Annotated in this window: 10 protein-coding genes; 6 read left to right on the forward strand and 4 right to left on the reverse strand. The window is 76.1% G+C overall.

All coding sequences use genetic code 11. From position 1 onward, the window contains the following. The first annotated feature begins 89 nt into the window (after nucleotides 1-89). A complete protein-coding gene (locus IPL61_23355) occupies nucleotides 90-4,001 on the forward strand; it encodes a protein kinase (GenBank protein MBK9034162.1) in 3,912 nt (1,303 codons plus the stop codon). Here the strand turns inward: IPL61_23355 and IPL61_23360 are convergent. Beyond that, complete coding sequence (locus tag IPL61_23360) at nucleotides 3,998-4,582, reverse strand: hypothetical protein (protein MBK9034163.1); 585 nt, start codon at nucleotides 4,580-4,582, stop codon at nucleotides 3,998-4,000. The genes IPL61_23355 and IPL61_23360 overlap by 4 nt on opposite strands. A 192-nt stretch (nucleotides 4,583-4,774) precedes the next feature. Between IPL61_23360 and IPL61_23365 the strand changes: the two genes are divergently transcribed. From IPL61_23365 to IPL61_23375, 3 genes are read left to right on the forward strand one after another with little or no spacing between them, the layout of a single operon-like run. Next, on the forward strand, nucleotides 4,775-5,131 hold the full coding sequence (locus IPL61_23365) for a hypothetical protein (GenBank protein MBK9034164.1): 357 nt from the start codon (nucleotides 4,775-4,777) through the stop codon (nucleotides 5,129-5,131). Between the two features lie 16 nt (nucleotides 5,132-5,147). After that, a complete protein-coding gene (locus IPL61_23370; GenBank protein MBK9034165.1) occupies nucleotides 5,148-5,771 on the forward strand; it encodes a nucleotidyl transferase AbiEii/AbiGii toxin family protein in 624 nt (207 codons plus the stop codon). A 25-nt stretch (nucleotides 5,772-5,796) separates the two neighbouring features. Then, the gene (locus IPL61_23375) at nucleotides 5,797-5,937 is read left to right on the forward strand and encodes a hypothetical protein (GenBank protein MBK9034166.1); all 141 of its coding nucleotides are present in this window, start codon (nucleotides 5,797-5,799) and stop codon (nucleotides 5,935-5,937) included. Nucleotides 5,938-6,137: 200 nt separating this feature from the next. Here IPL61_23375 and IPL61_23380 read toward each other — a convergent pair whose 3' ends face one another. Next, nucleotides 6,138-6,767: a hypothetical protein gene (locus IPL61_23380; protein MBK9034167.1), complete on the reverse strand. Its 630-nt coding sequence runs from the start codon at nucleotides 6,765-6,767 to the stop codon at nucleotides 6,138-6,140. 133 nt (nucleotides 6,768-6,900) lie between these two features. Between IPL61_23380 and IPL61_23385 the strand changes: the two genes are divergently transcribed. Continuing rightward, nucleotides 6,901-7,431 (forward strand): hypothetical protein, encoded by a 531-nt coding sequence (locus IPL61_23385; GenBank protein ID MBK9034168.1) that lies wholly within the window; start codon nucleotides 6,901-6,903, stop codon nucleotides 7,429-7,431. Nucleotides 7,432-7,438: 7 nt separating this feature from the next. Here IPL61_23385 and IPL61_23390 read toward each other — a convergent pair whose 3' ends face one another. Further along, on the reverse strand, nucleotides 7,439-9,301 hold the full coding sequence (locus IPL61_23390) for a serine/threonine protein kinase (GenBank protein ID MBK9034169.1): 1,863 nt from the start codon (nucleotides 9,299-9,301) through the stop codon (nucleotides 7,439-7,441). A 39-nt stretch (nucleotides 9,302-9,340) separates the two neighbouring features. Next, nucleotides 9,341-11,932, reverse strand: coding sequence for a neutral/alkaline non-lysosomal ceramidase N-terminal domain-containing protein (locus tag IPL61_23395; protein MBK9034170.1), 2,592 nt, complete (start codon nucleotides 11,930-11,932; stop codon nucleotides 9,341-9,343). A gap of 100 nt (nucleotides 11,933-12,032) precedes the next feature. Between IPL61_23395 and IPL61_23400 the strand changes: the two genes are divergently transcribed. Further along, complete coding sequence (locus IPL61_23400) at nucleotides 12,033-13,085, forward strand: DNA alkylation repair protein (GenBank protein MBK9034171.1); 1,053 nt, start codon at nucleotides 12,033-12,035, stop codon at nucleotides 13,083-13,085. The last annotated feature ends 6 nt before the right edge of the window (nucleotides 13,086-13,091 follow it).

The following is a 13,091-nucleotide window of genomic DNA, read 5'->3' on the forward strand; positions in this document are numbered from 1 at the left end:
CGGGGGCACCTCGCCCCGGTGGACCGCGCGCGCGGCCGTCGACCTCGCGGGGTCGCCACCGACCCGACGGTTCCGCCATACTCGCGGTGATGGCGGATCCCGATCCTCCCGAGTCCGCGCGGACGCTCGACGCGGCGCTGCGGGCGGCGCGGCCCGAGCCCGACGAGGTGCTGACCCGGCGGCTGCGGCTCCACGGCGTGCTCGCCGCGGTGCTCGGCACCGAGGCCGCGCCGCCGGAGATCGACCGGTTCATCGTCGAGCGCAAGATCGGCGAGGGCGGCATGGGCGTGGTCTACCGGGCCCGCGATCGCGCCAGCGGCGACGCGGTCGCGCTGAAGCTGCTGGCCCAGGGCAACGACGCCGACGACGCACGGTTCGCGCGCGAGGCCCGGATCCTGGGCGAGCTGCGCCACCCGGCGATCGTGCGCTACGTCGCCCACGGGCGCACCGCCAGCGGCCAGCCCTACCTCGCGATGGCGTGGCTCGACGGCGAGGATCTGGGCGCGCGGCTGCGGCGCCAGGGCCTGACCGTCGCCGAGGCCGTCGTGGTCGCGACCCGGCTGGCCGAGGCGCTGGCCGAGGTCCACGCCCACGGCGTCGTCCACCGCGATCTCAAGCCGGCCAACGTCTTCCTGCCCGACGGCGAGGTCGCGCGGGCCACGCTGCTCGACTTCGGGGTCGCCCGGCGCGACGCCGTGAGCCTGGGTCGGCTCACCCGGACCGGCGCGGTCGTGGGCACGCCGTCGTACATGGCGCCCGAGCAGGTGCTCGGCGCCGCGCTCGACGGCCGCGCCGATCTGTTCGCGCTGGGCTGCGTGCTCTACGAGTGCCTGGTCGGGCGCCCGGCGTTCGTCGCCGAACAGGTGCTGGCGGTGCTGGCCCGGGTGCTGTACCTCGATCCGCCGCGGGTGCGCGACGCCCGCGCCGAGGCGCCGCCGGCGCTCGACGCGCTGGTCGGACACCTCCTGGCCAAGGCGCCCGACGATCGACCAGCGTCGGCGGCGGCGGTGGCCCACGCGCTGCGCGGGCTCGACTCGGCGACCGGCGCGGCCGCGCCCCCGGGCGAGGCCCCGGCGCTGTCGACCAGCGAGCAGCGGGTGGTGACGCTCGTGCTCGCGGCCCACGCGCGCGCGGGCGACGATCAGCGCGTGCGCGCGCTGGCGCGGCGGTTCGGCACGACGCTCGAGCGGGTCGCTGGCGAGACGCTGGTGGCCGCGCTGGTGGCGCACGGCCCCGCGATCGATCTGGCCGGCAACGCCGCCCGCCTCGCCCTCGCGCTGCACACGCTCGTGCCGGGCGCGCCGATGGTCGTGGCGACGGGCCCGGGCGTGGTCGGCGCGACGCTGCCGGTCGGCGAGGTCATCGACCGCGGCGCGCGCCTGCTCGGCGCGCACGGCGCCGGCGTCTGGCTCGACGACGTGACCGCGGCGCTGCTCGAGGGCCGGTTCGAGCTGGCGGTCGATCCGCGCGGCACCCGGCTGATCGGCGCGCGCCCGTCCGAGCTCGGGCCGCGCACGCTGGTCGGCCAGGCCACGCCGTGCGTCGGCCGCGCGGCCGAGCTGGCGCTGCTCGACGCCGCGCTCGCCGACGCCACCGCCCGCGGGCGGGCGCGCGCGCTGCTGATCACCGCGCCGTCGGGCGTCGGCAAGTCGCGGCTGATCCACGAGTGGCGCCGCCGGCTGACGGCGGGAGACGCGCCGGCGCGGATCCTGTGGTGCCGCGGCGAGCCGATGAGCGGGGGCGCGCCCTACGTGCTGGCCGCGCAGCTCATCCGCCACGCCGCCGACCTGCCCGAGGGCGCGCCGGCCAAGGTCCAGCGCGCGCTGCTCACCGCGGCGCTCGCGTCGCGCATCGCGGACGCCGAGCTGGGGCGCGTGACGACGTTCCTGGCCGAGCTGCTCGGCCTGACCCAGCCCGACGACAGCGACGAGCTGCGCGCCGCGCGCGCCAGCCCGCTGCTCATGGGCGACCAGCTGGCGCTGGCGTGGGAGGACTGGCTGCACGCCGAGTGCGCGAGCCACCCGGTGGTGCTGGTGATCGAGGACCTGCACTGGGGCGACGCGCCCAGCGTGAAGCTCCTCGACGCCGCGCTGCGCGCCCTGCGCGATCAACCGCTGGTGGTGGTGGCCGTCGGGCGCCCCGAGATCAGCGACCTGTTCCCGGGGCTGTGGGCGGCGCGGAGCGTCCAGACGATCACGCTCGGCGAGCTGTCGCGCGAGGCGTCCGAGGAGCTGGCCCGGGCGGTGTTGCGCGACGCCGCCGACGCGCCGACGCTGGCGTGGATCAGCGCGCGCGCCGGCGGGCACGCGCTGTACCTCGAGGAGGTCATCCGCGCGGTCGCCGCCGGCCAGCGGGCCAGCGTGCCGGCGTCGGTGGTCGCGATGGTCCAGGCCCGGCTCGCGGCGCTGACGGCGGACGCCCGCCGGGTGGTGCGCGCGGCCAGCGTGTTCGGCGACGTGTTCTGGCGCGGCGGCGTGCGCGCGCTGGTCGGGCTCGACGAGCGGGTCGTCGCCGAGATCCTCGACGAGCTGGCGTCCGGCGAGCTGATCAACCGGCGCCGCCCGGCGCGGTTCGCGGGTGAGGTCGAGTACGGCTTCCGCCACGCGCTGTTCCGCGAGGCGGCGGCGGCGATGCTCACCGACGACGACCGCGCCCTCGGCCACCGCCTGGCGGCCGAGTGGCTGATCGCCGCCGGCGAGCGCCAGCCGCTCTTGCTGGCCGAGCACCTCGCGCAGGCCGCGGATCCGCGCGCCAGCGAGTGGTTCGCGCGCGCCGCCGAGGACGCGCTCCACGGCAACGACTACGTCGGCGCGCTCGACCGCGCCGCCCGCGGCCGGGCGCTGGGCGCCACCGGCGACCTGCTCGGCCGGCTGCGGGTGGTCGAGGCCGAGGCCCACGTCTGGCAAGGCGCGACCGAGGCCGCCGAGCAGAGCGGGCTCGCCGCGCTCGAGCAGCTGCCGGTGGCGGGCGCGCGCTGGTACGACGCCCTCCGCCACACGATGAACGCGCGCACGCCGGCGCCGCCCGCGCTGCTCACGCGGCTGGTCGCCTGGCTCGAGACCCCGCCCGACGACCCCGCGGCGCGCGCCAGCTTCGTGCGCGCCGCGGCGATCACCGGCAAGCACCTGTCCTTCGCCGGCCAGCACCCCGCGGCCTGGCGCGTGGTCGAGCGGGCCGAGGCCGCCGCGGCCACGCTGCCCGCCGGCGACGTCCTCCACGCGTGGACCGCGCGCGCCCGCGGCTGGGCGCTGGCGTTCGACGGCTCGCAGGACGCCGCGCTGCGCTCCTACGCGCTCGCGGCGCAGCGCTTCGAGGCGGTCGGCGATCTGCGCTCGGCGTGCACGATGACGATCAGCGTCGGCTGGCTGCAGGCGACCGAGCTCGGCATGCACGTCGAGGCCGAGCAGGCGCTGCGCAAGGGCCTGGCGCTGGCCGAGCGCGTCGGCGTGACCCGCCTGGTGTGGTCGGCCAAGCAGAACCTGGGCGTGGCGCTCATGCACCAGGGCCGCCACGCCGAGGCCCGGGCGCTGCTCGAGGAGACGGTGCGCGCGTTCGAGGACATGCGCGATGGCCGGCTCGCCGGCGGCAGCCGGTTCTACCTGACGCTCCTGCACACCCGCGCCGGCGACCTCGCGCGCGCCGGCGAGGAGGCGCGGATCGCGATCGACCTCGCGCGCGACGTGCCGACCACGCGCGCGTGCGCCCTCGCCGCCTACGCCCGCGCGCTGCTCGCCGGGGGCCACGCCGACGACGCGCTGGCGCAGGCGCGCGCCGCCGCCGCGATCCTCGCCGAGCTCGGTAACATCGAGCAGGGCGAGGCGCTGATCCGGCTGGCGCTGGCCGAGGCGCTGATCGCGACCGGCGCCGCGGACGAGGCCCGCGCCGTGACGGCGGTGGCGCGGGCGCGGCTCGACGAGCGCGCCGCGCGCATCGCCGAGCTCGAGGTGCGGCGCAGCTTCCTCGAGCAGGTCGCGGAGCACGCGGCGCTCCGCGCGCTCTAGGAGACGCACATCTCGATGCCCAGCACGGTCACGCACACCGGCTCGGCCTCGCCGCCCTCCGAGCTGCCACCGTCGGTGTCGTCGGGCGGTGGCGTGCCGCTCCCGCCGCCGTCGTCGCCCCCGCCGTCGATGCTATCGATCTCGAGAAAGTAGTCGAAGCCGCCCCCGGTGGTCGTGGGCGGGACGCTCACCAGCGCGGGAGACGCGACCGCGATCGGCACGACGACCTGATAGATCAGCTGGGTCCGCAGCTGGATCGGCGCGACCGCGATCGTCGACCGCGACGCCGCCGCGCTGGCCCGCAGCCGGGTGACGTCGTCGGCGCTGGTGACGATCGCGCGGAGCGACGCGCGGCCGTCGGCGCCCACCTGGATCCGCGCCGCCTGGGCCGTGGCCGCGCCGCGATCGACGAGCGCCGCGCGCAGGAGCGACGGCACGCCGACGCACTGGTTGATCTCGCACAGCGCGGGCGCCGGCGCCGGCGTGGTGTCGGCGGCCGCGACCAGCGTGCCGCCCATGAGGGCGGCGCCGGTGCAGAGCTGGCGGGCGAGGACGGCGAAGCGACGAGCGATCCGTGACATTGATGACTCCTTGGACGTTGCGTTCATCGGTCATGTGTCGCGAGGGCGCGTTCGGTTCACGAAGATCGCCGATCGAGGTGCGCGCGATGCGCGTGACGCTCCGGGGTCGACGCGGCCGTCGTCGACGCCGGTCGAGCGCGCGGGTCGCGGGGTCGATCGCCCCGACGGGCGACGCCCGCTATGCTGTCGGCCATGGCGACCACGCGCAGAACCACCACGAGGGCCAAGGCCGCGACGGCGACCCCGGCCGCGCCGTCCCGCACGCTGCGCAAGAACCGCCGGACCGGCGCGGCCGCGGCGACCGCGGCATCGCGCGCGTTGCGCAGCACGAAGACCATCCCCTCGGCGAAGTCGGCCGCTGGCAGCGCGCTGGCGCAGTCGGGCCGGACCGCGACCACCAGCCCGCGGGTCGCGAGCTCGGCGGGACGGGCCCTGGCCAAGCCGAACACCAGCCGCGCCGGGCGCACCGCCGCCGGGAGCGCGCTGGCGCAGACCCGGCGCGCCGCCCCCAAGAAGCCTCCGGCCAAGCGGGCGCGGCCCAAGGCGTGAGCTGACGTCGCCCGGCGTGCGCGTCGGTGCCGGGTGGCGGGAAACAAGGGCGTTGGCGCAGGCCGATCGCCGAACGCTGCAGCAAAGGCTCGGCCGCGGCCGCGCGATCGGCCGTCGCGACCATCGAGGCGCCGGGCTGCGCTACCATCGGGACGTGGATCTGCTGGCCGAGGTCGTCGCCGTGACCGCCGCGCTCGACGCGGCGGCGATCGAATACGCCATCTGCGGCGGCGTGGCCCTGGCGATCCACGGTGCGCCGCGGGCCACGCGCGACATCGACCTGATGGCGCGGGGCGCGGACCTCGCCCGGTTGCGCACGACGGTGCGCGGGTGCGGCTTCACGGTCGAGGCGCTGCCGATGACCTTCCAGGCCACCGGCGTCTCGATCCGTCGGTTCACCAAGCTGGCCGCCGACCACAGCGCGCTCATGCTCGACGTGCTGCTGGCCGACGGCGCCCTCGATGAGGTGTGGCGGACCCGCACGCAGGTCGCGTTCACGAGTGACGACGCGGTGGCGCGGTCGCTGTGGGTGGTATCGCGGGCTGGCCTTATCACGCTCAAGCTGGCGGCGGCGCGGCCCCAGGATCTGGTCGACGTCCAGCGGCTCGAGGAGGTCGCCCGTGGCGAGCCCGACGCCTGAGCAGGTCAGCGCGCGGCTCCGCGCCATGCGCGATCTCAGCGCCCGCGCGCCGTCGCCGATGCCGCGAGGCGTCGACATGTCGCCGGGCGCGGTCGGCGCGCGGCTGCGCGAGCTGGCCGAACTCGCCAGGCTGTGCGCGCAGCTCGGCGCCGGCCGGATCGCCTGACTCTGGAGGGGACGGTGTCAACTTTGACAACTTTGGGGGAGCGTCCAGGTCGCGGCCCGATCGGAGCCGCTCGGAACGCGCGCGGGTCCTCGCCGGTCGGAACCCGCCATGGATCGCCATGGCCGCGAGCATCGTGGTGACGCTCGTCTGAGACGGGCGCGCGCAGGCGCATGACGCCGCGTCGACACCGTCCCCGGCGATCACCGCACCGGCGCGCGCAGCGGCGTCTCCCACGTGTAGCCGAGGACGGCCGAGGCCTGCCACTGGGTGTAGTCGGGAGCGCCGAACTGCCAGCGGCGCGTGACCCGGGCGTCGGCGCCGGCGTACCAGCCGCCGAGGTCGAGGTTGACCCGGGCGCCGGCCAGCGGCGCGTACAGGCCGAAGCCGGTGTCGTCGGCGACCTGGTCGACCAGCATCGCCTCGACGCCGAACAGCACGCCGGCGCGCAGGCCGGGCGCGCGCACGCCGAGCGTGAACGCGAACGGGACGCCGACGCCCCAGTCGTCGCCGGCTCGCCACAGCTGCAGCGCCGGCAGGAACCCGAAGAAGCCGCCGAACCGGCCGCGCGGGGTCAGCACCGGGAGCATCTCGTAGTCGATGCGCGCGAGCCAGCCGTCGTCGCGACCGCGCTGACGCTCGAACCCGAACGCCACGCCGCCGCCGAAGCCGGCGTGCGGGTGCCCGTGGGGCCGCGGCGGCGACGCAGCGGTGGCCGCGGCCGGATCGACCGCGACCGCCTGGGCCCGCGCCGTAGACGCGCTGGCCACGGTGGCCAGGGCGAGCAACGCGGCGAGCAGCGCGGGAGTGAGCCTGGACGAACCCGTGGACACGGCTACCCAACGCGCCCGCCCGCCGGCGCTTACACCCAGGCCGCCGACCGCGTCGCCTCGATTCGTTATTTACGAATGTTCAGTTGTATTATTTTTAATTGTTCACAGTTATCGCCGACCCACAATGGTCGCCATGGACCTCGACCTCTTCGACGATCTCCGCCCCGACCGTGATCGCCGCGCCCGCGACGGCCGCCGCCCCCGCGACGCCGACGACTCCGGCCGGTGGCGTCGCGACGACGACGACGACGACGACGACCACCACCGGCGCCGCGCCGGCGCCGCCAGGGACGCCGGCCGGTCGGGTCGCGGCGAGGACGACGACGACCGCGGCCGCTCGCGCCGCGACGACGACCGTCGCCACCGCCGGGACGACTACGGCCGCGACCGGAGCTACCGCCGCGCCCACCCGCACGTGTTCGCGTGGGCGCTCATGGCCGGCGGCGCGCTCGTCCTGGGCCTGCTCGCGATCGCGCTGATCCAGGCGACCGGCCTGATGGGGCCCGTCGCCGACCTGTACTTCACCGCCACCACCGCCGTCCTGCCCGGGGGCTGGCACGACGAGTGGACGGCGCTGCCCGGCGCGGTCCACGTGCTCCTCGCCGTCGCCGCGATCGCCGTCGTGGCCGGGGTCGCGGGCGAGGCCCTCGAGTTCCTGGACTGACGGTTGCTCACGCCGTGCGCGGCGGCGCGATCGCCAGCAGGCGATCGGCGCGCTCGGCGACCGCGTCGGCCCGGGCGTCGTCGAGGGCGCCGAGCGCGTTGGCCAGGTCGCGCAGGGTCTCGCCCAGGGCGCGCTCGCGGCCGACCATGCGCTCCCAGCCCGCGACCGCGCGCTCGAGCGGGCCGACCGCGTCGACCGGGCGGCCCTCGACCAGGCGCAGGCGGCCGAGCAGCCCGACGCAGCGCAGCCGGGTCGGCGTCGGCGTGTGGCGATCGGGCTGGCACACGACGACCGCGCGCTCGAGGGTGAGCGCGGCGTCGCGCAGCTGGCGGGCGGCGATCTGGGCCTCGGCCAGGTGCAGGAGCGACATCGCGACGAAGCCGTGGTTGGCGCCGTGAGTGATCGTGTCGAGCTCGACCGCGCGCGCGAAGCAGCCGGCGGCGTCGCCGTAGCGGCCCCGCGCCAGCTCGCACGTGCCCCAGTTGTTGAGCAGGCGCGAGCGCAAGGACGCGTTCTCGCCGACGCGCTCGAGCGCGACCTCGGCGGCCGCGACCAGGCCCTCGGCCTCCTCGAACCGGCCCAGGCCCAGCCCGACCACGAGCACCAGGAACGTCCACACGTTCGCGACCTGCCAGTCGTCGCGGGCCCGGGCCGCCTCGCGCGCGGCCTCGAGCAGCGTCGACCGGGCGCTGGCGGCGTCGCCGGTGCGGTACTGCAGGTTGCCGCGCAGGTAGCAGGTCGCGGCGCGCAGCGGCCGGTAGCCGATCGCGTCGACCTGCGGCCCCAGCTCGACGACGATCTTCAGCGCGCCGCCGAGGTTGCCGCGGCTCTTGTGCTGCCACGCGCGCTCGAGCTGCGTGCGCATCTCCTCGACCCGGCGCGCCACGAACAGATCGTCGGGCGGCGGGAACGCGGCGATCATCGGCTCGGTCGAGCCCGAGCCGTCGAGCGCGGCCCGGCGCGCGGCCTCGCGATCGCGCCCGAGCTCGGCCACGACCGCGTGCATCGACGGCCAGCGCGCACCCGCGTCGACCGCGAGCCCGCGCTCGATCGCCGCGCGCAGCCACCGGGGCGCCACGCACGAGGGCGGGAACGGCCGCACGTCGCCGGCGGTGACCGCGCGCATCAGCACCGCCATGTTGTCGCCGAGGAACGGCCGCTGCCCGGTGACCGCCTCGTACAGGCACACGAAGTACGAGAACTGGTCGGCGGCGGGTCCGACCGGGCGCGCGCGGATCTGCTCGGGCGACATGTACCGGGGCGTGCCGACCGCGGCGCCGGCCGGCGTGATGCTCTGGTCGAGCGCGAGGATGCCGGCCTCGGTGATCGGCGGCGACGCGTCCTCGTCCTCGGCCCAGCGCACCAGGCCGAAATCGAGCACCCGGACCCGGCCGTCGGCGCCGAACAGCACGTTCTCGGGCTTGAAGTCGCGGTGGACCAGGCCGGCGTCGTGGGCGGCCGCCAGCCCGCGCGCGCACTGCTCGAACACCAGCAGGATCTCGCGCAACGACCGCGGGCCCTGGACCATCCAGTCGCGCAGGCGCATGCCCTCGACGTACTCCATCGCGATGAAGACCTGATCGTCGACGAGGCCGACGTCGTAGATCGCGACGATGTTGGGGTGCGCGACCCGGGCGATCGCCTGGGCCTCGCGCAAGAGCCGGGTCGAGCGCGCTGGCGACGAGCCGGCGTGGACCAGCTTGATCGCGACCATGCGCCCGAGGTCGGGATCGTGGGCCTTGTAGACCACGCCCATCGCGCCGGCGCCGAGCTCCTCGAGGACGACGTAGCGCGAGATCTCGCGCAGCGGCGAGGCCAGCTCGAGGTCCTCGGGCACCTGATCGATCGTCGAGTCGGGCGGGCGCGGCACCGCGGGCATCCTACTCGAAGCGCGGCGCGGCGCGCGCGGTCACAGGGCGTCGTCGCCGTGGTTGCCGTCGCTGTCGGTGACCGTGACCGACACCACCTGGCCGGCCGCCGCGCCGAAGTCCACCGTGGCCAGGCCCGCGGCGCTGGTGGTCGCGGTCAGCGGCGCGCCGACCGTGGCGCCGCCGCCGTCGCGGCCGACGACCGTGACCGCGTTGTTCTTGAGCCGCACCGGCCGGTTCGAGGCGTTGGTCAGGTCGAGCAGGCGGTAGCCCTGGGGTGCGTGCAGCGACACCTCGACCGCGATCTGCGTGTTGGTGCGGGTCGCGGTCACGGTCAGCGGCGCCGGCACGACCTGGAACGGATCGCTCGACAGCTCCCAGCCGTCGCCGACGACGTGGAACCGGTAGTTGACCAGCGGCGTGGCGCCGCGGCGCTCGAGGCCGTCCGCGACCGCGCCCGAGCCGATCCACGGCACCGGCTGCCACTCGACCGCCCAGACGTGATCCTGCGGCGCGCTCTCGCGGATCAGCGGCACCGGCGCGTAGTAGACCAGCACGTCGGCGTCCGCGACCGGGCGGCCGCTGCGCCGCCGGACCGGCTGCCAGGCCGGCCCGACCTCGCGCTCGAGCGTGACGATCGGCGTCTTGACCTGCGGGTCGTCGCCGTACCACACGAACGTCGCCAGGCCGCTGACCCGCGCGACCGTCGCCGGCGGCTGGCTCGTGGCCGGGCGGCCGGCCCGCATCCACAGGTCCGCCGGCACCGTCGCCGGGACCGTGCCGCGCCGGGTCGCGGGGTTGTCGATCGGGAAGCCGTCGGTGACCGGCGGCGGCACGATCCGATCGGTGCCGGCGGCGGCGCCGTCGAGGCGCATCGGCATCATCGCCAGCGGCAGGAGCTCGGCCGAGCGCTCGACGATGTACTCGCTCTCGAGCGGGCCCCAGAAGGTCACGCTCGGCTCGTAGCCGCCGAGCAGCCAGTCCTCGGGCGTCAGCATGTAGCCGACGTGGCCCTGGCTGTAGCCGACGGTGATGGTGTGCGCGCTGTCGACCGGCGACGCCGCGCGCAGCTTGTCGGACAGGAGCACCGACAGCTCGCCCGGCATGGTCGCGACCAGGTAGTCGCCCAGGCGCAGCGCCGAGATCGTCGTGCGCGTGGTCTGGCAGGCCGGGCGGTCGACGCCGATGTCGGACAGGTCGAGGCGCAGCAGCTGGCCGATGACGTCGCCGGCGATGTCGAGCCGCACGCACGAGCCGTAGGTCTTGAGCCCGTCGGTGTTGGGCATCGCCGCGGCCGGGAACATCGCGGACTCGCCCTCGCACAGCGCCGCGCCGACCGGGGCGTTGTACTCGTCGATCGGCGACACCAGCGCGCCGTCGCCGTCGTAGACCGTGCGATCGGCCTCGCGCTCGAGATCGAACGGCGCGTAGGCGAGCGCGCCGCCGCGGATCTTGAAGGTGTCGGGCTTGGGGCCCAGCTCGATCGAGCGGGTGACCATCGACAGCGCCAGCTGATCTTGCATGGCGGCGCCGGCCTCGGTCCACGCCGCCATCAGGATCGGCACCGCGGCCCGGCCGTTGCCCTCGGTCGCGAGGAAGTTGAAGCAGGGGTCGCTGGGGTTGCCGGGGTGGACGTTGCAGTCGACCGAGCCGTGGCCCGACGGCGACACGTCGGCGCCGGCGCTCTGCACGTGCATGACGACGACCTCGCGATCGAACTGCTCCTCGAGCATGCGCTCGATCGCGCCCGGGGCGTCGGTCGACGCCATCGGGTTGTCGGCGTCGCCGATCGTGCCGTGCATGCCGAAGATCGGGACGATCGCGATCGGATCGCCGTTGGCGGCGTCGACGCGGATCAGGTGCAGGCGGTCGTCCTTGCGGTTGCCGCCCGGCAGCGCGTCGTTCTCGCCGCGGCGCTCGCGCGAGATCGCGTCGGTCGGATCGAAGTTGGTGTCGGTGGCGAAGCCGATCCGGGCCGGGCGCAGATCGGCCAGCGCGGCCCGGGCCGCGGCCTCGCAGCCGGCCAGGATGCGATCGCCGACGATCTTGCGGCGCTCGCTGGCGCCGACCTTGAGCGGCGAGTGCGAGGTGTACTGGGCCCAGGCGGCGTGGCTGTGCGAGGTCGACAGGATGATCTTGCCGCGGTACTCGGCCCCGAGCCGCTGCTCGAGATCGAACACGAAGCCCTCGTACGCGAAGATCGCGTCGATCTTGATCCACACCACGGTCTCGCCGCCGGCGCGCAGCGCCAGGGCCTTGGCCATCGGCCGGCTCTCGATGCCGACCGACGGGAAGAAGCCGCCGGCCAGGGGCACCTCGCGGTTGTCGACCTTGTCGGCCATGCCGAGGAACGCGCCGCGGGCGGTGTAGCCGCCGAGCGCGGTGCCGACCGGCACGTCGAGCGGGACCTCGCCAGCGCCAGCCGAGAGCGGCGCGGCCGCGGCCGAGGTGCCGACCGACGCGTTCGCGGCCACCGGCTCGAAGCTGCAGTGGGCGGTCGTCACCGACGGGCCGGCGTCGATCGGCGGCGGGTTGGTGCCGCCGTCGTCGCCGCACGCGGCCAGCGCTCCGACGACGACGAGCGGTGCGAGCGCGCGCGGGTACGCGCGACGGAGTCCCCAGGGTGCCGACATAGGCGCGGACGATACCGCAGCCGGCCCCGGGTGACAGCGGTTCGTGCGTCGGTGGCGCCCGGGCGTGACACGGCCCGCACCCCCGTGGCACGGTCACACCATGGACGTGGCCACCGCGCTCGCGGAGCTCGCCGCCGCCGGCAGCGAGCAGACGCGCAAGACCTACCTGCGGCACGGGGCGCCCGCGCCGCTGTTCGGCGTGTCGTTCGCGACGCTGCGCGCGCTGGCGAAGCGCATCGGCGCCGACCTCGACCTCGCGGTCGGGCTGTGGGCGACCGGTAACAGCGACGCGCGGACGCTGGCGGCGCTGATCGTCGACCCGGCGCGGCTCGACGCCACCACCGCCGACGCGTGGGCCGGGTCGTGCCGCTACCACGTCGTGGCCGATCTGGTCGCCGCGGCGGTCGCGCGCGCGCCGATCGCGATCGACCGCATGGCGCAGTGGGTGGCGTCGCCCGACGAGTACGTCGCGCGGTGCGGCTGGAGCGTGATGGCCAACCTCGCGCTGCACCACCCCGACATCGCCGACGCCGCGTTCACGCCGTACCTGGCGGTGATCGAGCGCAAGATCCACGACGCGCCCAACCGCGCGCGCGAGGGCATGAACAACGCGCTGATCGCGATCGGCGGCCGCTCCGACGAGCTGGCCGCCCCGGCGACCGCCGCGGCCCGGCGGATCGGGCCGGTGACCGTCGACCACGGCGACACCGCGTGCGCGACGGCCGAGGCGGTCGGGTACATCGCCAAGATGCGCGCGCGGGCGGCAGGCAAGACGACGCAGGCCGCGCCCGCCACGAAGGCCGCGCCCGCCGCGAAGCCCGCCGCGCCCGCGAAGCCCGCCGCGCCCGCGAAGCCCGCCGCGCCCGCGAAGCCCGCCGCGCCCGCGAAGCCCGCCGCGCCCGCGAAGCCCGCCGCGCCCGCGAAGCCCGCCGCGCCCGCGAAGCCCGCCGCGCCCGCGAAGCCCGCCGCGCCCGCGAAGCCCGCCGCGCCCGCGAAGCCCGCCGCGCCCGCGAAGCCCGCCGCGCTCACGAAGAAGGCGGCGCTCACGAAGAAGGCGGCGCCCACGAAGAAGGCCGCGCCCGCCAAGAAGCCCGCCGCGCCCGCCAAGAAGCCCGCCACGCCCGCCAAGAAGCCCGCGCCCAGGCAGCGGTAGCGGGCG

This window comes from Myxococcales bacterium, assembly GCA_016717005.1.
Lineage (GTDB): Bacteria > Myxococcota_A > Polyangia > Haliangiales > Haliangiaceae > UBA2376.

Excerpts from the sequence above, each read along its gene's own strand:
- IPL61_23360 (MBK9034163.1), bottom strand. The coding sequence starts at position 4,582 with ATGTCACGGATCGCTCGTCGCTTCGCCGTCCTCGCCCGCCAGCTCTGC.
- IPL61_23375 (MBK9034166.1), top strand. The coding sequence starts at position 5,797 with ATGCGCGATCTCAGCGCCCGCGCGCCGTCGCCGATGCCGCGAGGCGTC.
- IPL61_23355 (MBK9034162.1), top strand. The coding sequence starts at position 90 with ATGGCGGATCCCGATCCTCCCGAGTCCGCGCGGACGCTCGACGCGGCG.
- IPL61_23385 (MBK9034168.1), top strand. The coding sequence starts at position 6,901 with ATGGACCTCGACCTCTTCGACGATCTCCGCCCCGACCGTGATCGCCGC.
- IPL61_23395 (MBK9034170.1), bottom strand. The coding sequence starts at position 11,932 with ATGTCGGCACCCTGGGGACTCCGTCGCGCGTACCCGCGCGCGCTCGCA.
- IPL61_23400 (MBK9034171.1), top strand. The coding sequence starts at position 12,033 with ATGGACGTGGCCACCGCGCTCGCGGAGCTCGCCGCCGCCGGCAGCGAG.
- IPL61_23365 (MBK9034164.1), top strand. The coding sequence starts at position 4,775 with ATGGCGACCACGCGCAGAACCACCACGAGGGCCAAGGCCGCGACGGCG.